Raw genomic sequence first — 21,684 nt, 5'->3', positions numbered from 1 at the left:
ATGAAAACAACAACAATAGTAACCATAGGGCTTGTGGCACTATTTTCAGCTTGCTCATCCCAAGAGAACACCTACGATGCAACTGGAATGTTCGAGGGAACGGAGATTCTTGTTTCGGCTGAACAAAATGGACGGCTGATAGAATTTGATGTAACCGAAGGGTCCAAGGTAACAGAGAATCAGCAAGTTGGATTAATAGACACCGTTCAACTCGCTTTAAAAGCTCGACAGATAGGTGCCAGTTCGGCCTCGATTGCTTATCAGAAACCCAATGTCGACAAACAGATTGCTGTGCTCAGACAGCAACTCAAGCAGGCAGAGCAAGAGGAGAGGCGCTTCCAAGGGTTGGTCAATGACGGTGCTGCCAACCGCAAACAACTCGACGATGCCCAGTCTGCTGTACGAGTGTTAAAACGTCAGCTTGCAGCTCAACAATCAGCTTTGGGCAATAATACCCGTGCACTCAACTCGCAGATCAGTGCCAATGACATCCAGAAGTATCAGGTTTTGGATCAGCTGAAGAAATGCCATATTATGTCTCCTATCACGGGAACAGTGCTTGAGAAGTATGCCGAAAAAGGTGAGTTTGCGGCGATGGGCAAACCGCTGTTCAAAGTGGCTAACACCAAGAACCTCTTTTTGCGTGCCTATGTTACCAGTCAGCAGTTGACAAAGATAAAAGTTGGACAACAAGTTTCTGTCTTTAGTGATTACGGAGCCGGTGAGCGTAAGGAATATCGCGGGACTGTGACGTGGATATCTCCACGATCAGAGTTTACTCCCAAGACTATACTAACTGACGACGAACGTGCCGACCAAGTATATGCTGTGAAGGTTGCTGTACAGAACGACGGCAACATCAAGATAGGTATGTATGGTGGTATGAATCTGTAGTGAGGCATGAATGCTATTGAGGTAAAAGAAGTCAGCAAAAGATACGGCGATGTACAAGCCTTGGATGGTGTTTCCATCTCGGTCAAGCCAGGCGAAATATTTGGTTTGATAGGTCCTGACGGAGCGGGCAAAACCTCTCTTTTCCGCATTATGGCAACGCTCTTACTGCCTGATTCGGGCACGGCGGAGGTTGATGGATATGATGTTGTGAAACAATACAGGGACATCAGGCGCCGTGTAGGTTATATGCCCGGCAAGTTCTCGCTGTATCAGGATCTGACGGTGGAAGAAAACTTACGCTTCTTTGCCGATCTCTTTGGCACGACGGTTGAAGCAGGGTACGATGGTGTAAAGGCCATTTATTCGCAAATCGAACCGTTCAAAGACCGAAAGGCAGGTGCCCTGTCGGGTGGTATGAAACAGAAGCTGGCACTTTCCTGTGCACTGATTCATCAGCCAAGCGTGTTGTTCTTAGACGAGCCCACAACGGGCGTCGACCCTGTGTCACGTAAAGAGTTGTGGCAGATGCTTGGTTCTTTGAAGGACCGTAACATTACGATTGTCGCTGCCACGCCCTACTTAGACGAAATACGTTGTTGTGAACGCGTGGCATTCTTAGATCAAGGCCGGATCAGGGCAGTGGGTACACCGGACAGGATCTTGACTCAGTTTGCCGACATATTCAATCCAAAGGGATTGGAACATGCCGATGAAACCTTAAACGGGCAGAAAGATACAGTTGATGACGTGATACAGGTCGAACATTTGGTCAAGGCGTTTGGATCTTTTCGAGCGGTCGACGATATATCCTTCACCGTCCATCGTGGCGAGATTTTTGGTTTTCTTGGCGCCAATGGTGCAGGTAAAACCACTGCGATGCACATGTTGACCGGACTGAACAAGCCCACCAGCGGAACGGGAACAGTAGCAGGTTTTGATATTCGTAGACAGTCGGAGGAAATCAAGAAGCATATCGGCTACATGAGCCAACGATTCTCGCTGTATGAGGATATGACGGTTGCACAAAACATCAAACTTTTTGGAGGTATTTATGGCATGAGCCGAGAGGAAATCTCAAGCAAAACAGACAAAATGCTCAAACGGTTACACTTCGAGGACCATCGCCATTCACCCGTCAAGTCGTTGCCATTGGGTTGGAAACAGAAGTTGGCTTTCTCGGTCAGTATTTTCCACGAACCGGAGGTGGTGTTTCTTGACGAACCGACAGGCGGTGTGGACCCTGCTACCAGACGACAGTTTTGGGAGTTGATTTATGAAGCTGCATCGCGGGGCATCACCGTGTTTGTAACAACGCATTATATGGACGAAGCTGAATATTGTGACCGGATATCCATCATGGTTGATGGGAAAATCCGAGCCATGGGCACCCCTGATGAGTTGCGACGCACCTATAAACTGGGAAGTATGGACGAAGTCTTCACATTGCTGGCGCGTGAGGCTGTACGGGGAGAATAATTCATCATTCACCATTTCTATTGCATATTAATAATGAAACAATTCATATCATTCGTTATCAAGGAAGCCAAGCATATTGTACGTGACCGACGTACCATGCTCATCTTGTTTGGCATGCCCGTGGTGATGATGCTCATTTTTGGCTTTGCCATTACCACCGATGTCAAGAATGTTAAGGTAGCGATTGTAACTTCTTCGATGGACAACCGTACGCAACAGATTGTTCAGCGCATCGATGCATCCGAATATTTTACGGTGACACATACTGTCGGCACGACGGAAGCGGCAAAGCAGCTTTTGTCTGATCATCAGATAGACTTCGCCATTGCTTTTTCTAAACATTTTGCTAACAACCAGTACAGCGGTCAGGCCGGCGTGCAGTTCATAGCAGACTACACTGATCCGAATATGGCCGAGCAACAAGTGTCGTATGCCCAGCAAATTATCATGCAAGAGTTGACAAGGTTAACCCCGTCTGCCCAGACTCCAGTTGTCAACACCAAATTGCTTTACAATCCCCAGATGAAGAGTGCCTACAATTTTGTTCCAGGCATCATGGGCATGCTGCTGATGCTTATCTGTGCCATGATGACGTCGGTAAGCATTGTCAGGGAGAAAGAACGGGGAACCATGGAGGTGCTATTGGTGTCGCCTGTCAAACCATTGTACATCATGATTGCCAAGGCTGTACCTTATTTTGTATTGTCATTCCTGATCCTGATCAGCGTATTACTGATATCCAAATATATACTGCAAGTTCCTCTCGCCGGAAACATTTTGACAATCTTGGGGGTATCATTGATCTATATACTTTTGTCGCTCGCCTTGGGATTGCTCATCAGCGTGGCAGCTCAGACGCAGGTCGTGGCTCTGTTGATATCCGGCATGCTCCTCATCATGCCCAGCATGATGCTCTCGGGTATGATCTATCCCATTGAAAGCATGCCTGCTATCCTACAGTATATTTCGGCTATTGTACCCACCCTGTGGTATGTGTCGGCCATGAAGAAGTTGATGATCATGGGAGTTGGTGTGGAAATGGTTTACGAGGAGTTGTTGGTGCTGACGGCCATGACCATCTTGCTTTTGGGAATCGCTTTGAAAAAGTTTAAAATCAGATTGTCATGACATTACGTTTTCTCATCGAAAAAGAATTCATTCAGATTCGGAACAACCCGTTTATTCCGAAACTCATCTTGCTTTTTCCCATTGCCATCATGTTGATTTTCCCATGGATAACCACCATGGAAGTAAAAAACATCAACGTCTGTGTGGTAGACAATGACCATAGCAGTCTGTCTCAACGTCTGACACAACGCATTCAAGCATCACCTTATTTTCGTTTTGCGGGAACGAGTCCTACATACAATGAAGGGATGAAGGCTATTGAGCGAAATGATGCCGACGTCGTGCTGGAGATTCCCCGCCATTACGAGCGTGACATAGTAAATGGCAGGCAACCGCAGGCACTCATTGCCGCCAATGCCGTGAACGGAACAAAGGGTGGCATGGGATCAGCTTATCTGGCTAACATCGTCAGTCAGAATCTGTTGGAGGAGCAAGTTCAGCCGCAGGAGACTCCTTTTTCCACCATAGCCTTATTCAACCCTCACAGGAGCTATAAGTTGTTTATGATACCCGCCTTGATGACACAGGTGCTCATCATGCTATGCGGATTTCTGCTGGCTTTGAATATTGTGAGCGAGAAAGAGGCAGGTACAATTGAGCAAATGAATGTCACGCCTGTGAGCAAGATCGAGTTTATATTGTCAAAAATGATACCTTATTGGATCATCGCAATGGTGGTTCTCACAGAGTGTATCATCTTGGCGTGGCTGGTATTTGGTATCTTTCCGGCAGGAAGCCTGGCTCTGGTCTATCTCCTGTCCATAGTCCTGGCATTGATATTCAGCGGTATCGGACTGATAATCTCAAACTATAGCGATGCCATGCAGCAGGCCATGTTCGTAATGTTTTTCGTCATTATGTTTGTGATGCTTCTCAGTGGATTGTTCACTCCCTTGGCAAGCATGCCCGACTGGGCACGGAAGCTAACCATATTGAATCCTGTAACTTATTTCATCGATGGCATGCGGACCGTGTTTATCCGTGGTGGAGGATTGGCCAGCATTTCTCACAATCTGCTTATCCTCACCATCTTTGCTGTAGTTATAGACGTATGGGCTGTCGTGAGCTACCAAAAAACAAAGACCACGTAAGGGTGGGGACTTTGCTCTCTTAAAACGGAGTCTGGGAACCGTGCAAGGATAATCCATTACTACTAAGCCCATCAAATTTCCAAGGAATAAAGGTGTAATATGACTTGAGAAGTGCGTTTTGGGATATTCTTTCTCTTTATTTCATAATTCGGGAAAAATTATCTAATTTTGCAAGGTAAATCAAAATAAACACCGATGAATTTGAAACTGCGATTAGCCTTGATGAGTTTCCTGGAGTTTGCCGTTTGGGGTGCATACCTTACATGCATGGGCAACTATCTCGGAACTGCAGGATTGGGAACAGAAATAGCATGGTTTTATGCCATACAAGGCATAGTCTCTATTTTCATGCCAACTCTTATTGGTATTGTTGCGGACAAATACATACAGCCTCAGCGAATGCTTGGCATTTGCCATTTGTTGGCCGGTGGTTTTATGATGAGCTGTTGGTATATAGGAATGCAAGCCGGATTTGGCAATGAGATACAAAACAAGGGATTGTTCATTGCAATGTACGCATTGAGCGTCTCTTTCTACATGCCCACGATTGCCCTTTCGAACACGACGGCATTCGCAATCCTAAAGAACAACAACCTTGATACCGTTAAGGATTTCCCTCCCATACGTGTGCTGGGAACAGTTGGCTTCATTCTGACAATGTGGTTTGTCAACTGTGCAGTATGGGATGATGGTGGGTTCTCGTTCACCTTTGCAGAGAATGCACATAAATTCCAATATACCTATATGCAGTTTTTTGTATCAGGGGTATTAAGCTTCATACTGTTTATCTATTGTTTTACATTGCCGGAATGCCACCTTGCTACGAAACAGGAAAATAAATCGCTGGCCGAAACCTTTGGTCTTAATGCATTTAAGTTATTCAAACAAAAGCGAATGGCTTTATTTTTGATTTTTTCGTCATTGTTGGGAATGTCACTCCAGGTGACCAATAGTTTTGCAGGACCATTCATAACAAGTTTTAAAGGTAGTCTCGACCCTCTTATAGCAAGTTCCTTTGCTGCAAACAATGCTACGCTGTTGACATCAATTTCCCAAGTTAGTGAAGCTTTGTGCATCTTGCTAATTCCGTTCTTTCTAAGAAGGTATGGTATAAAAGGAGTCATGCTCATAGCTATGTTTGCATGGGTTTTCCGATTTGGTTTGTTTGGTATCGGTAGTCCAACCATGCCTGGAGTGTTGCTTTTCATTCTCTCGTGTATTATCTATGGGGTGGCATTCGACTTCTTTAATGTGACCGGTGGAATTTTCATAGACTCAGAGTGCGATAGCTCAATCAAAGCCTCAGCACAGGGGTTGTTTATGCTCATGACCAACGGAATAGGTGCAACCATTGGAACACTATCGGCCGGAGCTGTTGTAAATCACTATTGTTCGTGGGGTGACAATGGTTATCTCATGGGCGACTGGTCTACATGCTGGTTTATATTTGCAACCTTTTCATTGATAGTTGGTGTTTCTTTCGCCATTCTCTATCACCCGGAAAAACAAAAATCAGTTGCTGAATGATACCAAGGATAAGATTATTATTCAAGAGCGCTTCGGAAATAGTAGGCTCACCGGATATTGGTTTGTTGGTTCTTACCGACAGCGCAGAGTTGCGTCAGGTGGTCTTGCCATGTGACAAACATACGCTCAACGAATTTAGTTTACGCATAGACCGTACTCCCCTTGTAGAGAGATTGCTTCCCGAAGCACTATGGAATGTGCTGCAATGGCAGACCGATCTGCGTCTTGAAGTTCATATAGACTCCCTTAAAGATGGTAAATATCAAGCCGTACTGAGCAATGAGGACACTACCGACATGGTGCCGATCAGTGTCACACAAGGAATATTGCTGTCGTATGTAAGTCGTGGAGATATTCCCGTTATGATGGCAGAATCGTTGTTTAAGCGCCAAAGTACGGTCTACGACCGCAATTCTATCGGCGTGTCACTACCTGTCAACACCATTAGCGATGAGATGCTTCAAAGTGCCTTAGACAAAGCTATCAACAGTGAAAACTATGAGATGGCTTCACATCTACGTGACGAAATCAATCGCCGCAGGAAATCCTCATCAGACAGTTCCAATGCGACCAAAGAGCAGGAGGCACAGGAATGAAAGAGATAAGATATTTTTATTCACCCAATGCTTCTGACCTTACCGAACTCCCATCAGACGAAGCTCAACATGCCATACGAGTGTTACGATTGCAAGTTGGTGATGACATTTATCTCATGGATGGTCAAGGAATGTTCTATCATGCAGAAGTAACGCTATCCGTAGGGAAACATTGTAGTTATATCATCAAGGAGGAATTGCCTCAGACTAAAACCTGGTTGGGTCGAATCCATTTAGCGATAGCACCCACAAAGATGATGGATCGCATGGAATGGATGCTCGAAAAGGCGACAGAGATAGGAGTAGACGAGGTGACCATGCTACTTTGTCAATTCTCTGAGCGTAAGAAAATCCGTACAGATCGCCTTGATAAGATTATTGTTTCTGCAATGAAGCAGAGTCGAAAGGCGTGGAAACCGCGCCTGAACGACCTTACTCAATTCAAAGACTTTATTGTTCAATCACGTCGTGGCAGAAAATTTATAGCCCATTGTTATCATGATATAGAAAAGGTGGACTTGTTCGAAGAGCTTCAACAAGTTCCACAAGACGAAGAAATAACCGTACTTGTCGGTCCCGAAGGAGACTTCTCCATAGACGAGGTACATTTTGCACTGGAACATGGCTATGAGAGCATTGCTCTTGGAAGTAGCAGACTGCGTACAGAAACGGCAGGTTTGATGGCGGTGACAATGGGACAGTTATCAAAAAGGAAATTATGAAAAAGATTGTTTATTTTATCCTGACATGGTTTACCTTGTTGTGTGTATCGTGTTCCGATACCGACTATTTGAACACTATACCTTCTGAAAGTAAACTACTGATGGGCATTAATCCAACCAAGCTAAGCGGAACCGGCAACCAAGTATTACTCAAGACCATGCTTCAAGTGTCTAATTTGAACAATACCGGAATCGATCTGTCATCGAATATATACATATTTGAGGATGCCCAAAGCAACCTGGGGCTATGCGCCAAGGTTTCCGACGGCGACAAATTAGGCCAAACGCTCAATAAAGTTGCAAAAAAAATACCATCCAAAAAAGGGTTTGAGTTCTATGCTTTATCTAATAATTGGGTAGTGGGCTACTCTGACAAGGCTACTCTGATCATGGGGCCGGTGTTGCAGGAAGCTATGCTTGACCTGTCAACAACAATGGCAAAATACCTTGCAGCAGATGAAAAAGACGGGATTGTCTCAACTCCGATTTTTTCCAAACTCGATTCCATTGATGCACCCATGTCACTCGTCTGTGAGGCTGATGCTCTGCCAGAGCAACTTGTCACACCATTTACACTTGGCACTCCCAGGGGTACTGATGCCTCGGAAATCATGATTGCTGCAGAAATGGCAGTGGAGAAGGGGTGCCTGATAATAAAAGGGAAAACATTCTCCTTGAAACCGAAAATCAATGAGGCTTTACAGCATGCTGCAAAAATTTATCGTCCTATAGAGGGCAAATATGTAGCATCGATGGCCAACAGTGATGCTTTTGGCTTGTTCATGAATGTAGAAGGTGCAAAGCTGATAGAATTGATGCGCCAGAACAAGGGAATACGAATGATGCTTGCCGGTATCAATTCGGCAATCGATATGGATAACATCATCAAGAGTATTGATGGTGACATGGTCCTGATATCTCCGGCCTTAGCAACCCAAGGCCTTCGAATGTCGATGGCTGCCAAGCTGAAGCATGCCGACTGGTTGGCTGACGTGGATTACTGGAAGCAAAGTGTTCCGGCAGGAGGACATATTGGAGACTGGGGACGTGACTGCTATTATTATACAGGAAACAACACCACCTATTTTTTTGGTGTTACCAACGATTGGCAGTATATGAGTGGTGACAGCAAGAATGCAGCTCTACGAAGTGTTATGCCTGCCACTAATCCCATATCTTCTTTTCTGCAAAATAAGATTAAGGGAGAAAGATTGGCGATGGTTATCAACTTTTCTGCATTACAAGGGAGTAAAGCACAGACATTTGCTTCGTTGTTAAGACCCGTGTTTGGTGATCTTAACGCTATTGTTTACACCTTAAAGGTCGACTCGGTCAATAATGACTAAATTTGGTTTATGAACACAATTCGTCTGTTATCTCTATTGCCACAGAGTTTTTTCTTGCAAAAGAATCTGCAGTCCGAGGTGTGGCAGCAAGACATTACCTTTGAGAAAGGACAACTCTATTTGGTTGAAGCAGACTCCGGAAAAGGGAAGAGCACACTTTGCAGTTACATATTGGGATATCGACATGATTACAGTGGGCAATTATTGTTTGATGATGACGATGCCCGAGGTTTCAGCGTGAGCCACTGGGTAGATTTGCGTCGCACTCATATAAGCACCCTTTTTCAAGAACTACGCCTTTTCCCTGAGTTAACTGCCATGGAGAATGTTCAGATTAAGAATAAACTCACGGGGTTTAAATCAGATTCGCAGATACGAGAATGGTTCCAGATACTTGGTATTGACGATAAGATGGACGCCAGAATCGGACGTATGTCCTTTGGCCAACAACAGCGTGTAGCTATGATACGCGCTTTGGTTCAGCCCTTCGATTTCATTGTCGTCGACGAACCCATTTCCCACCTCGATGACGCCAATGCTCAAAGGATGGGGAACGTCATGATCGCCGAAGCCAAGGCACAGGGAGCTGGGATCATCGTGACAAGTATTGGCAAGCGCATGGATCTGAACTACGATAAAACATTTAAACTATGAGTTTGGTCTGGAAGTTATTAAAGCAACATGTCAGCGTGCCCCAGTTTGTTGGGTATGCCTTGGCCAACCTGTTTGGCATGTGCATCGTACTGTTGTCATTCCAATTTTACAAAGACGTGTCTCCAGTGTTTATCGGCGAAGATGCCATCATGAAGACCAATTATGTCATCCTGAGCAAGAAGATAGGAACAGGTAACACCATTTCCGGCCGCACGAATTCCTTTACCAATTCCGAAATAGAGGACCTGAAAGCCCAACCTTTTGCCACAAAGATCGGTAAATTCACTTCTGCCGCCTACAAGGCCAATGCTCACATGGGTATAAACGGAACCGAAGTCCTCAACACAGAATTGTTCTTCGAAAGTATTCCCGATGACTTTGTGGAGGTACAAGGAAATACTTGGAGATATACATCAGGAAACCAGGAAGTCCCGATCATCCTGCCCCGTACTTATATGACGATGTATAATTTCGGATTTGCACAAAGTCGTTCTCTTCCAAAACTCAGCGATGGCTTGCTGGGGATGATCGATCTTGATATATTGATTCAGGGGCATGGCCACCAAGGCAGGTTCAAGGGAAAGGTCGTGGGATTCTCAAATCGACTAAGCTCCATTCTTGTTCCACAAGCGTTCATGGATTGGAGCAATGCATATTTTGCTCCCGACGAACTTGCAGAGACCACTCGTCTGTTGATGCAATCAGAGAATCCTGCTGAAGCAACTATAACCAAATACCTTGACAAACATGGGTACGAGGTGGAAAACAACCAGTTGGAGACAGAAAAGACTACCTATTTCCTCAAGACCATGGTTAGTGTGGTGATGTTTGTGGGACTGGTGATCTCCCTGTTAAGTTTTTATATTCTCATGCTGAGCATATATCTGCTTGTACAGAAAAACAGCTCAAAGTTACAAAACCTCCTGCTCATAGGCTACAGCCCGGCCCAAGTTGCCCGACCATATCAGGTTCTGACCATTGTGCTCAATGTGTCGGTACTTTTGGTGGCATGGTGTATGCTGTTTTTCATCCGTCAATACTATATGGATATCATAGAAACACTTTTTCCCAATTTGGACAGTGGCACCATGATGCCTGCTATCCTGCTTGGTACAGTGGTCTTGGCAACTTTGAGTATCTGTAACTTTTTGGCAATCCGTCATAAAATCATGAGTATTTGGAAGAATAAAGAATAGAAACGCATGGCAAATAGGAATAAGAACAAAGGCAAACTATTCAATACAGCTGAGAATCGGAAAGAATCCTATGACAATTACGTGGTTCAGGAAGAATCAACGCTTCTGGACTGGTTGCTGGCAAACTTAAATGAAAGCCGCACCAAGATTAAAGCCACGCTGAAAGGTCGAGGTATAAAAGTTAACGGGAAACAGATAACTCGTCATGACTTTCCACTTGTTCCGGGTATGAAAATAGCCGTGAGCAAAACTAAACGCAACAATACCCTTAAAAGTCGTTATGTAAAAATTGTCTATGAGGATGCCTACATCATTGTTGTGGAGAAGAACGTTGGGATTTTGTCGATGCCTGCCGGGCACCATTCGCTCAATGTGAAAGCCGTACTTGACGAGTATTTCCATAAGACCAAACAGCCCTGCCAAGCCCATGTGGTTCATCGTCTTGATCGAGACACGAGTGGACTCATGATATATGCTAAAGACAAGAAAACAGAATTTTCGTTGCAGGCCGACTGGAAAGGAACAGTCTACGACCGTCGTTATGTTGCTGTCGTATCTGGGGTGATGGAACAAGATGAGGGCACTATCGACAGTTGGCTTAAAGACAACAAGTCGTATTTTTCCTACAGCAGTTCAACGGATAATGGGGGAAAATATGCGGTAACCCATTTTTACACATTGGATCGCTCACCACAGCACTCCTTAGTCGAATTCAAGCTCGATACCGGTCGGAAAAATCAGATACGCGTACATGCTGCCGACATGGGGCATCCGGTGTGCGGCGACCCCAAGTATGGTAATGGAGATGACCCGATAGGCCGACTGTGCCTTCATGCCTATGTGCTATGTTTCTATCATCCCGTAACCCATGAGCCCATGGAATTTCAGGCACGCATTCCGCAAAACTTTATTCAATTATTTCGATAGAAAGCATCATCTGTATGAACACTGGTTTTACATATTATCTTTTTATATTGGCAGCCATTGTTGTAGGTATTGTCATCCTCAAGAAAATAACAAGTTGTCTTTTCCGCATCATTTGCTTGGCCGTAATCGTGGCCGTATTGGCTTATATTTACTTTGTATATTTTCAATAGTAAACAATTACGCGTTTGTAAATGAGAACAATTTTCTTTACAAACAGTCCGCTAATTTTCCCAAATTTTAAAAACGGAATACCACGTTCAGAAATTCGGCAAAATTTGACCAGTTTCTAACAGACTTGTTATCAGAAACTTACTTATTTAAACTTATAGTAACGGTTTGATCATCTGCGGTTAGATATCGAATGACATTGCGACTAAGCCTTAACCGCATTACGTCTGGGCTTCCGTCATGTAACCAGCAAGCCCAAACCGCCACGTCATTGGATATTAACCGTAACACTTTTAAAATCTTTCAATCCATCCAAATTCATTTTGATGCCAAAAACATGGCGCTTTTCTTTCTATATGGTCAGGAATAAAATATTGAAAAAGGGTTAGGGATTTTTACAAAAACCGATGCAAATGATCCTATCTACACAAAAATCACGTGTTTTTTATTGTCCTTTAAAATAATGTTATTAAATTTGCAATTGTAATGTTGAGTTTACAATTTAGTGAATGAATAACACTATAACACATCCTGGAATCATAGAACAAATCGAAGATGGACATCTCATTGTTCGCATTGTTCAGGGCTCTGGTTGTGCATCATGCAAGATGGCCGGGCATTGCCATGCGTCAGAAAGCACAGAGAAACTGGTGGATATCTACAATGTCGACACCACCAAATACCATGTGGGCGAAAACATCGTGATTACAGCCGACATGAAAACGGGCTATCGTGCCGTGGCATGGGGCTTCGGTGTACCTTTGCTTATTCTGACAGCAACCATATTTGGCATTTGGGCGGTGACCGCCAACGAGGCTTGGGCAGCACTTGCAGGATTGGCAGCACTCATACCATACTATGCGTTTCTCTATTTGATTCGCAACAAATTTCGTGACGAATTCTCGTTCGGAGTAGAGTAGGGGGTGAAGACCCTTTGCCAGATGAAACTTTAAATCGACGACTAAAACATCAGACCAAATAATACAAATAGATTATGGACTTTATTTTCAATGCAGTCATGGTTCTTGGAGCAATTGCGCTGATAGCTGCTTTTGTACTTTTTTTTGTTTCCAAGAAGTTTGCTGTCATAGAAGATCCGCGCGTAGGGCAGGTTCAGGAAGCGCTTCCGGGAGCTAATTGTGGAGGCTGCGGTTACCCGGGATGCTCCGGCTTTGCTGAAGCCCTTGTGAAAGGTGCGGATAGTGGCTCTATCGACGGGCTGTTTTGCCCGGTAGGTGGAAGAGAAGTGATGACACGGGTGGCGAACCTCCTCGACATGGCCATCGCCAACAGCGAACCCATGGTGGCAGTTGTGCGATGCAACGGCACATGTGAGAATCGTCCGCGCATCGCTGTGTACGACGGACTCCGGACATGTGCCGCCATGCACTCCACAAGTACCGGTGAAACGGGATGTGGCTTTGGATGTTTAGGATGTGGCGATTGTGTCAGTGCATGTCAGTTCGATGCAATCCACATGAATCCTGAAACCGGATTGCCAGAGGTTGTCGATGACCTATGCACTTCCTGTGGCGCATGCGTCAAGGCATGCCCCCGTCATATTATCGAATTGCGAAAGAAGGGGCCGAAAAACCGTCGTATCTATGTGCAGTGCGTCAATATGGACAAAGGTGCCGTGGCCAGAAAAGCCTGCCAGGTTGCTTGCATAGGTTGTGGAAAATGTCTGAAAGCTTGCAGATTTGATGCCATCAATATAGAGAACAATCTTTCCTATATCGATTATAGCAAATGCAAGTTATGTACCAAGTGCGTGGACGAATGCCCCACAAATGCAATTGCTATGGTGAATTTCCCTGTAAGAAAGCCTAAGTCGACTAAACAGGTACCACATACAGAGAAAGCAGTGACGCCCCCGGCAGAACAATCTGCTCCAAAAGCTTATGTAGAAGAAAATAAAGAGAAGGTGAAGTCATGAAATTATATACTTTTTCAAAAGGAGGAATACATCCTGAGGAGAACAAGCTTTCCCACGAAGTGGAAACCGTTTTGGCCGATCTGCCGGAGTTGGCCGTTTTCCCACTGTGGCAGCATATCGGCGCACCGGCAAAGGCAGTGGTAAAACGTGGCGACAAGGTGAAAGTAGGAACGCTCATAGCCGAAGCCGGAGGTTTTGTGTCAGCCCCTATTTACTCATCTGTTTCGGGCACAGTAAGCAAGATAGACACGATCATTGATGCCACAGGATATCGCCAGCCTGCAATTTTTATAAAGACAGAGGGTGACGAATGGGAAGAGAGCATTGACCGATCTGAAAAACTCGAAACGCTGAATTCTCATCCTGAGCTCACGTCCGAGGATATTATCAACCGTCTGAAAGTAGCTGGTGTAACCGGAATGGGGGGTGCTGGGTTCCCCACATTTATCAAGCTTATGCCACCGCCTGGAGCTAAGGCTGAGTGTATTATTATTAATGGTGTGGAGTGCGAGCCTTATATTACATCCGATTATCGGCTCATGATGGAACATGCTGACGAAATTATAGTTGGCGTGCAGTTGCTCATGAAGTCTGTCCATGTGGACAAAGCCTATATCGGTATTGAGGAAAACAAACCCAAGGCTATTGCACTGATGACAGAGAAGGCTGCTTCTGATTCAAGAATCAAAGTTGTACCGTTAGCTCAGAAATATCCTCAGGGTGGTGAGAAGCAACTTGTGGCTGCCGTTATCGGCAGGGAGGTTCCTGCTCCTCCTGCAATTCCTGTGAATGTTGGAGCAATTCCTGTGAATGTTGGGACAACATTTGCCGTCTATCAGGCGGTAATGAAAAACAAACCCCTGTTTGAACGTTACACGTCGGTTTCCGGCAAGCAAATTAAGCATCCGGGCAACTTTCTGGTTCGTATGGGAACATCCTTCGGCCAACTCATTGAAGCTTGTGGCGGTATGCCCGACGGAGACAACAAGGTGCTTGCCGGTGGTCCAATGATGGGCAAGGCTGTGATGAACCTCGACGTTCCTGTATGCAAGGGAACCAACTCAGTAACGGTACTCACGGGCGACGATGCCCGCCGCAAAGTCATCCAACCTTGCATTCGCTGTGGTAAATGTGTCACGGTATGTCCAATGGGACTTGAACCTTATCTGATAGCTACCCTTTCGTCACTCCATAAGTACGACAGACTTGAAAAGGAAGACGTTACAAGCTGTATCTCTTGCGGTTCATGTCAGTACACCTGTCCTTCCCACCGTCCGTTGTTAGACAACATTATACAGGGCAAGGCTGCGGTTATGGGAATCATCAGATCCCGAAAACAAAAATAATCATTATTGATCAAAATATACAATGAGTAAACTAATCGTTTCGTTATCACCTCATGCTCATGGCACCGACAGCGTGGAGCGCAATATGAGAGGCGTCATCATAGCGCTTGTTCCCGCATTGCTCGTTTCGTTCTACTATTTCGGACTCGGTTCGGTGGTTGTATGCGTGACCAGCGTAGCTGCCTGCATGTTTTTTGAGTGGGCAATCACCAAATATATGATGAAGCAACCCACCTCACTCAGCGATTGTTCCGCCATTCTTACCGGTTTGCTTCTGGGCATGAATTTGCCGAGCAATTTTCCTGTTTGGATGATTCTTGTCGGTGCCCTTGTCGCCATTGGTGTGGGCAAAATGAGTTTTGGAGGATTGGGGTGCAACATTTTCAATCCGGCGTTGGTCGGTCGCTGCTTCCTGTTGGTGAGTTTCCCTGCTGAGATGACCTTATGGCCTATACCCGGGCAGATAACCTCCTATACCGATGCAACAACTGGTGCTACGCCCTTGAGTCTCATGAAAGAGGCAATCAAAAACGGCGATGCAAGTATTCTGGAAGGTCTGCCGGGGTCGCTTGATACCTTGCTGGGTATTACCCGTAACGGGCTTGGTGCAGGCTCCATCGGGGAGATATGTGCGTTGGCACTGATTATCGGATTGGCCTATATGCTTTGGAAGAAAATCATCACTTGGCATATCCCGGTGAGTATTATTGCCACCGTGTTTGTGTTCAGTGGACTCTTGCATTGGTCCAACCCTATTTATGCCAGTCCCCTGCAGGTGATTTTAAGTGGGGGCCTCATGTTGGGAGCCTTTTTCATGGCCACCGACTACGTAACTTCTCCCATGACCCATAAGGGTCAACTCATCTATGGTGTTGCCATTGGTTTTCTTACAGTGGTTATCCGCAACTGGGGAAGCTATCCGGAGGGGCTTTCGTTTGCCATTCTCATCATGAATGCCTTTACGCCACTCATCAACTTCTATGTTAAACCCAAACGTTTCGGCGAGGTGCCGGCAAGGAAATAAGGAGGAGAAAATATGAAGAAGATAAATTCATCACTATCCAACATGGTTCTTGTGCTCGTGAGCATTGCACTCGTTATTGGTGCATTGCTGGCATGGGTAAACCGCCTCACCGAAGCTCCTATAGCAGCAAAAGCTGAGAAAACTTTGGCGAATGGCATTAAGGAGGTTATGTGTACCAACGCATTGACGGTGACCGGCACTGATACAATCACGCAGACAGTCGAAGGGAAGGAGCAGCGTTTTGTTATTCACAGTACGGTTGATAAAGCGGGGAAAAACCTCGGAGCGGCAGTGGAGAGTACCACCTTGGGATTCAGTGGCGACCTGAAGGTGCTTGTAGGGTTCGATTCTGAAGGTACAATTCTGGGATATACCATCCTGCAACATTCAGAAACTCCGGGACTTGGAGCCAAGGCTCAGACTTGGTTTCAGCAAGGAGGCAAAGGCAACGTGATAGGGCAAAACCCTGCCAAGGACGACCTGAAGGTAAACAAGGATGGGGGAAAAGTAGATGCGATCACGGCATCCACCATTACAAGCAGGGCATTTCTCAAGGCTATCAATCAGGCATATTCGGCTTACGTTCATAGCAGTGAGGATGTACGGAAAATGGATGGAAAGCTCTAAAGAAAGGATTAGATCATGAATTACGTAAAGATAATAACCAACGGACTGATCAAGGAAAACCCGGTATTTGTGCTGACCCTTGGCATGTGTCCGACATTAGCCACAACGACCAGTGCTATTAATGGCATGTCAATGGGACTTGCCACCATGGCTGTACTCATCTGCACCAACACGGTTATCTCATGTATAAAGAACATCACCCCTGACAAGGTTCGTATTCCAGTATTCATCGTCGTGATTGCTGCTTTTGTGACAATCCTTCAGATGTTTATGGCAGCTTACGCACCCGACAGTATCAATAAGTCGCTTGGCATATTCATACCATTGATTGTTGTTAACTGTATCGTGTTGGGACGAGCTGAAAGTTTTGCTTGCAAAAAGACACCAATACAAAGTCTCTTCGATGGTCTCGGCATTGGGCTCGGCTTTACCATGGCCTTAACCGTGCTCGGAGCTGCACGCGAACTGCTCGGCGCCGGCAGCATTTTTGATATCGAGTTGCTGCCCGAAACAACCAACATTCTACTCTTCGTGCTTCCACCGGGAGCATTCATTACATTGGGTTACTTGGTAGCAATCTTCAATAAGATCAGACCCGAGTAATCAAGTAAGCATCTCGTTTAATTCATCAACGAAATCAAGAAAAATGGAATATCTGTTAATATTCATCAGTGCGATATTTGTTAACAACATTATCCTGAGTCAGTTTTTGGGCATTTGCCCGTTCTTGGGCGTGTCCAAGAAGATCGATACAGCACTTGGCATGGGGGCTGCCGTGGCTTTTGTCATGACACTGGCTACAGTTGTCACATGGCTAGTCCAGATCTATGTACTCAATCCCTTCAACCTGCAATATCTGCAGACGCTTGCCTTCATCCTTATCATTGCTGCGCTGGTACAGATGGTGGAGATCATTTTGAAAAAAGTGAGTCCTGCACTTTATCAGGCCTTGGGTATCTTTCTGCCTCTCATAACGACCAACTGTGCAGTTCTTGGTGTGGCGATTCTCGTGATACAGAAAGACTTTGACCTCATTCAGAGTGTCGTTTATGCTTTCTCCACTGCTATCGGTTTTTCCTTGGCGCTTGTGGTGTTTGCCGGCATCCGCGAACAGCTGGAACTGGTGCGTATCCCAAAAGGAATGCGAGGCATGGCCGTAGTTATGATCACGGCAGGTCTTCTTTCGTTGGCATTTATGGGTTTCTCCGGAGTGGACGGAGGGTTGCGAACATTGTTTGGGCTTGACTAAACAGCTCACAACAGATTGCCGACTAAGCCAGCAATGAGCGATGATGCGAACTTAGGAGTTTTCAATCAAGACAAAGAGTTTCTCCCGCTGCGATGCAAATAACCACAGGAGTTGTTCATGAAGTATTGCTCAAAAAGTGGAGTTTGACTCAGCTATTATTTGTAATTTTTTGGGGTTAACTCAACCTCATATAAAATTTCCTTCGTCTTCTCCGAGCGCAACACATATCTAAAATTATACCCCTGATCCTTATACACCTTGGTGGCGGTATTATTTTTCAGATCAGTAAGCAAAGCGTTTTTAATTTTGTCGCGAACCTTTGCCACGGCTTGTGCATTGTCTGCCGCGCCATTCAGGCGATAGTAATAAATGAAGGTATGGTTGCTGCGGTCAAAGACTACACTGTCTGTGCGCTGCATGTTTTGTACCGGGGTGGGGCAATAGCGTTCTGTAAAATTCTTGGCATCCTTCTCTGCGCGGTCTTCAAGTGACATGTGGTTACATGCAGACAGGGTAACCATGGATATTGCCAATAACGCAAAAAATAACAAACTATAATTCCTTCTCATTTTCAGATTCATGATTTAATGCAAATTTAATAAAAAATAAGTGTTCGCCGTACTGATGTCTTATCTTTTTTGTATCTTTGCAGAGAACAGCCACACAAATTCTTATGTTTATCATATCACCGTGTCGACGCTGTCATCAAAGAAGTTTAGGAAACATTCATGGAACATATACGAAATTTTTGCATCATAGCACATATTGACCACGGTAAATCGACCTTGGCCGACCGCATGCTGGAATACACCGGGACGGTTGCGATAACCGAGAATCAGGTGCTTGACAGCATGGACTTGGAGCGTGAGCGGGGCATCACCATCAAGAGTCATGCCATCCAAATGGAATATAAAAAAGACGGGCAAACCTATTTGCTCAACTTGATAGACACTCCGGGGCACGTGGACTTCAGTTATGAGGTATCGCGAAGTATCGCAGCCTGTGAAGGTGCTCTGCTCGTGGTAGACGCCACACAAGGAGTTCAGGCTCAAACGATTTCAAATCTTTACATGGCTATTGATCATGATCTGGAAATTATTCCTGTCATCAACAAGATAGACATGCCCAATGCCATGCCAGAGGAAGTGGAAGATGAAATAGTTGAACTAATCGGGTGTGACCGTGAGGAGATTATCCGTGCCAGCGGAAAGACCGGCGAGGGTGTGGACAAAATTTTAGAAGCTATTGTTAACCGCACACCTGCTCCAGTTGGTGATGCGTCCCAACCTCTGCAAGCCCTGATTTTCGACTCTATCTTCAATCCTTTTCGCGGTATTATCACAATATGTAAAATCGTGAATGGAACGATACATAAAGGCGACAAGGTGAAATTTGTGCAAACCGGAATGGAATATGATGCCGATGAGGTTGGCGTGCTCAGAATGCAGATGGAGCCTCAAAAGTCATTGTCTGCAGGCGAGGTGGGCTATATCATCTCGGGCATCAAAGAGGCTACGGAGGTTAAGGTTGGAGACACGGTGACCCACATGGATAACCCATGTGCCAAGGCCATATCGGGATTCCAGGAAGTCAAGCCAATGGTTTTTGCTGGTGTATACCCCATAGACCCAGCCGAATATGAGAACCTGAGAACCTCACTGGAGAAACTTCAACTCAACGATGCCGCCCTTACCTTTTCGCCAGAGTCATCCCAAGCACTTGGATTTGGATTCAGGTGTGGGTTTTTGGGGTTGCTTCACATGGAGATTGTACAGGAACGCTTGGGACGGGAGTTCAACACTGAGGTGATTACCACGGTGCCGAACGTGTCGTATATGGTGCATGACAAAATGGGTAACAAGATGGAAGTGCATAACCCAAGCGGCTTGCCGGATGCGACAGACATCGACTACATCGAGGAACCCTATATCAAAGCAAACATTATTACGGGAGCCGACTATTATGGCCCCATTGTAAGACTCTGTTTGGACAAGCGAGGTGAACTCCTTGGCCAGGATTATGTATCAGGTAACAGGATTGAGCTTCGGTTGCTGATTCCGCTTGGCGAGATCGTTATTGATTTCTACGACAAGCTGAAGTCGATTTCCAAAGGGTATGCCTCGTTTGACTATACAATTGATAGCTATAAACCATCCAAGCTTATCAAATTAGATATTCTGCTCAACGGAGATCCTGTTGATGCCCTGTCGACGTTGACTCATCAGGATAATGCAGTTGCCTTTGGTCGCCGCATGTGTGAGAAGCTGAAAGAACTCATACCACGCCAGCAGTTCGACATAGCTATTCAGGCAGCTATCGGTTCTAAAATCGTAGCCCGCGAAACGGTGAAACAGCTAAGAAAAGATGTGCTTGCCAAATGCTATGGCGGCGATGTGAGCCGGAAACGTAAACTCCTCGAAAAACAAAAGAAGGGAAAGAAACGCATGAAGCAGATTGGCAATGTGCAAGTGCCGCAAAAAGCCTTCCTTGCTGTCTTGAAGTTAGATTAGTGTTGATTTTAAATAAATGACTGAAACTATGGCAATGCTACAAAATACCACACGAGACATAGCGCGAGAATTGGCTCGCAAATACAGCACGATGACTCATGAGGAACTTGACACACTCGAGAGCATTCTCGTTCCGAGAAAATATGCCAAAGGTGAGATGATACTTTCCGAAGGAGAAGTGTGTGAGGAAATCAGTTATATAGATAAGGGGCTAATCCGTCAGTTTTATTATAAAAATGATAAAGAGCTGACGGAGCATATTGGTGCCGACGGTGAGATTTTCATGTGCATAGAAAGTTTGTTCAAAGAAGAAAAGACGTATCTACAGGTGGAAGCCCTGGAACCTACAACGGTATATGCATTACCCAAGCAGCGATTGGAGCAGGTGGCTCTACACAATGTTAATATACAGATATTGTATCGCAAAATCCTTGAAGAGAGCTTGATTATCTCGCAAATACATGCTGACTTGGTCAGGTTTGAGAGTGCACAAAACCGGTACCTCCGTCTATGTAAGATGAAGCCCCAAGTGGTGTTGCGCGCCCCGCTGCTGTTTATAGCAAGCTATTTGCAAATGACACCGGAAACACTGAGTCGGGTCAGGGCGGCAACTGTTATGAGCTAATTCCTTAGCCTTTTTTGCAAGTTTTGCCAAGAAAGTATCTCAGTTAAATCGTCTTGATGAAGCTTTATTTTGACTTCTCTTCTTAATAATATTTTGTGATTTATGTTCCCATTCCAAAATTATATCGTACTTTTGTAATGATATTAGGTGAGCTTCGCAAGCAAGACACACCTATTATATATATACTGGAGGTGGAGAGATATTGCCCCCCCATTAGATAAAACTAATTTGTAATATGATTAAAATCACATTCCCAGACAAGTCTGTTCGTGAGTATGAACCAGGCGTAACTGGATTTCAGATTGCACAGAGCATATCACCTGCTCTTGCCCGTGACGTTGTATCATGCGCTATTAATGGTGAAACGACGGAATTGAACCGTCCTATCAATGAGGATTCCTCTATTACGCTCTATAAATTTGATGACGATGAGGGTAAACATACATTTTGGCACACCTCTGCTCACCTTCTTGCGGAAGCGCTGAAAGAGCTCTATCCCGGTATACAATTTGGCTTTGGCCCTGCTATAGAAAACGGCTTCTTCTATGATGTAATGCCGGCAGAGGGGCAGACCATCTCAGAAAACGACTTCCCCAGAATAGAAGCAAAGATGCGTGAACTGGCGAAGAAAGACGAGCCCGT

22 protein-coding genes are annotated in these 21,684 nt (G+C 45.3%); 21 read left to right on the top strand and 1 reads right to left on the bottom strand.

Going from position 1 to position 21,684, the window contains the following annotated elements; genetic code table 11:
* The 18 genes from HMPREF0645_RS06215 (at position 1) to rsxA (ending at position 17,907) form a co-directional block, all read left to right on the top strand.
* Complete coding sequence (locus HMPREF0645_RS06215; RefSeq protein ID WP_007174069.1) at positions 1–894, top strand: HlyD family secretion protein; 894 nt, start codon at positions 1–3, stop codon at positions 892–894.
* Positions 895–900: 6 nt separating this feature from the next.
* Entirely contained in the window at positions 901–2,370 is a 1,470-nt protein-coding gene (locus HMPREF0645_RS06210) for an ATP-binding cassette domain-containing protein (protein WP_007174068.1), read from the top strand.
* A gap of 33 nt (positions 2,371–2,403) precedes the next feature.
* Entirely contained in the window at positions 2,404–3,498 is a 1,095-nt protein-coding gene (locus HMPREF0645_RS06205; protein WP_007174067.1) for an ABC transporter permease, read from the top strand.
* Positions 3,495–4,589, top strand: a complete 1,095-nt coding sequence (locus HMPREF0645_RS06200; RefSeq protein ID WP_007174066.1) for an ABC transporter permease — start codon at positions 3,495–3,497, stop codon at positions 4,587–4,589. The genes HMPREF0645_RS06205 and HMPREF0645_RS06200 overlap by 4 nt, the downstream gene beginning before the upstream one ends.
* Positions 4,590–4,784: 195 nt before the next feature.
* A complete protein-coding gene (locus HMPREF0645_RS06195) occupies positions 4,785–6,116 on the top strand; it encodes an MFS transporter (protein WP_007174065.1) in 1,332 nt (443 codons plus the stop codon).
* The gene (locus HMPREF0645_RS06190) at positions 6,113–6,712 is read left to right on the top strand and encodes a UvrB/UvrC motif-containing protein (RefSeq protein WP_007174064.1); all 600 of its coding nucleotides are present in this window, start codon (positions 6,113–6,115) and stop codon (positions 6,710–6,712) included. Before HMPREF0645_RS06195 ends, HMPREF0645_RS06190 begins: the two co-directional genes overlap by 4 nt.
* Positions 6,709–7,434 (top strand): 16S rRNA (uracil(1498)-N(3))-methyltransferase, encoded by a 726-nt coding sequence (locus HMPREF0645_RS06185; RefSeq protein ID WP_007174063.1) that lies wholly within the window; start codon positions 6,709–6,711, stop codon positions 7,432–7,434. The genes HMPREF0645_RS06190 and HMPREF0645_RS06185 overlap by 4 nt, the downstream gene beginning before the upstream one ends.
* Positions 7,431–8,780: a DUF4836 family protein gene (locus HMPREF0645_RS06180; protein ID WP_007174062.1), complete on the top strand. Its 1,350-nt coding sequence runs from the start codon at positions 7,431–7,433 to the stop codon at positions 8,778–8,780. The genes HMPREF0645_RS06185 and HMPREF0645_RS06180 overlap by 4 nt, the downstream gene beginning before the upstream one ends.
* A 9-nt stretch (positions 8,781–8,789) precedes the next feature.
* Positions 8,790–9,434 carry an ATP-binding cassette domain-containing protein gene (locus tag HMPREF0645_RS06175; RefSeq protein WP_007174061.1) on the top strand — a complete coding sequence of 215 codons (645 nt, stop codon included), beginning with the start codon at positions 8,790–8,792 and terminating at the stop codon, positions 9,432–9,434.
* Positions 9,431–10,630, top strand: coding sequence for a hypothetical protein (locus HMPREF0645_RS06170; protein ID WP_007174060.1), 1,200 nt, complete (start codon positions 9,431–9,433; stop codon positions 10,628–10,630). Before HMPREF0645_RS06175 ends, HMPREF0645_RS06170 begins: the two co-directional genes overlap by 4 nt.
* 6 nt (positions 10,631–10,636) lie before the next feature.
* Positions 10,637–11,557: an RluA family pseudouridine synthase gene (locus tag HMPREF0645_RS06165; protein WP_007174059.1), complete on the top strand. Its 921-nt coding sequence runs from the start codon at positions 10,637–10,639 to the stop codon at positions 11,555–11,557.
* A gap of 677 nt (positions 11,558–12,234) precedes the next feature.
* Positions 12,235–12,645, top strand: coding sequence for a SoxR reducing system RseC family protein (locus HMPREF0645_RS06160; RefSeq protein WP_007174057.1), 411 nt, complete (start codon positions 12,235–12,237; stop codon positions 12,643–12,645).
* A gap of 74 nt (positions 12,646–12,719) precedes the next feature.
* Positions 12,720–13,661, top strand: a complete 942-nt coding sequence (locus HMPREF0645_RS06155; protein WP_007174056.1) for a Fe-S cluster domain-containing protein — start codon at positions 12,720–12,722, stop codon at positions 13,659–13,661.
* Positions 13,658–15,007, top strand: coding sequence for an electron transport complex subunit RsxC (gene rsxC, locus HMPREF0645_RS06150; protein ID WP_007174055.1), 1,350 nt, complete (start codon positions 13,658–13,660; stop codon positions 15,005–15,007). Before HMPREF0645_RS06155 ends, rsxC begins: the two co-directional genes overlap by 4 nt.
* A 22-nt stretch (positions 15,008–15,029) precedes the next feature.
* Positions 15,030–16,031 carry an RnfABCDGE type electron transport complex subunit D gene (locus HMPREF0645_RS06145; RefSeq protein WP_007174054.1) on the top strand — a complete coding sequence of 334 codons (1,002 nt, stop codon included), beginning with the start codon at positions 15,030–15,032 and terminating at the stop codon, positions 16,029–16,031.
* Between the two features lie 12 nt (positions 16,032–16,043).
* Entirely contained in the window at positions 16,044–16,658 is a 615-nt protein-coding gene (locus HMPREF0645_RS06140; RefSeq protein WP_007174053.1) for an RnfABCDGE type electron transport complex subunit G, read from the top strand.
* 15 nt (positions 16,659–16,673) lie between these two features.
* Complete coding sequence (gene rsxE / locus HMPREF0645_RS06135; RefSeq protein WP_007174052.1) at positions 16,674–17,261, top strand: electron transport complex subunit RsxE; 588 nt, start codon at positions 16,674–16,676, stop codon at positions 17,259–17,261.
* 43 nt (positions 17,262–17,304) lie between these two features.
* Positions 17,305–17,907: an electron transport complex subunit RsxA gene (rsxA, locus tag HMPREF0645_RS06130; protein WP_007174051.1), complete on the top strand. Its 603-nt coding sequence runs from the start codon at positions 17,305–17,307 to the stop codon at positions 17,905–17,907.
* A gap of 155 nt (positions 17,908–18,062) precedes the next feature.
* On the opposite strand, the gene HMPREF0645_RS06125 is transcribed toward rsxA, so the two are convergent.
* Positions 18,063–18,401: a hypothetical protein gene (locus HMPREF0645_RS06125; RefSeq protein ID WP_245544009.1), complete on the bottom strand. Its 339-nt coding sequence runs from the start codon at positions 18,399–18,401 to the stop codon at positions 18,063–18,065.
* Between the two features lie 234 nt (positions 18,402–18,635).
* On the opposite strand from HMPREF0645_RS06125, the gene lepA reads away from it, so the two are divergent.
* The 3 genes from lepA to HMPREF0645_RS06110 form a co-directional block, all read left to right on the top strand.
* Entirely contained in the window at positions 18,636–20,417 is a 1,782-nt protein-coding gene (gene lepA / locus HMPREF0645_RS06120; RefSeq protein ID WP_007174048.1) for a translation elongation factor 4, read from the top strand.
* Between the two features lie 28 nt (positions 20,418–20,445).
* On the top strand, positions 20,446–21,042 hold the full coding sequence (locus tag HMPREF0645_RS06115; RefSeq protein ID WP_044123439.1) for a Crp/Fnr family transcriptional regulator: 597 nt from the start codon (positions 20,446–20,448) through the stop codon (positions 21,040–21,042).
* A 235-nt stretch (positions 21,043–21,277) separates the two neighbouring features.
* Positions 21,278–21,684: TGS domain-containing protein (locus HMPREF0645_RS06110; RefSeq protein WP_007174045.1), on the top strand; the 407-nt coding region annotated here is incomplete at its 3' end.

The organism is Hallella bergensis DSM 17361 (assembly GCF_000160535.1).
Lineage (GTDB): Bacteria > Bacteroidota > Bacteroidia > Bacteroidales > Bacteroidaceae > Prevotella > Prevotella bergensis.
This window is presented reverse-complemented; position numbering and strand designations above follow the sequence as displayed.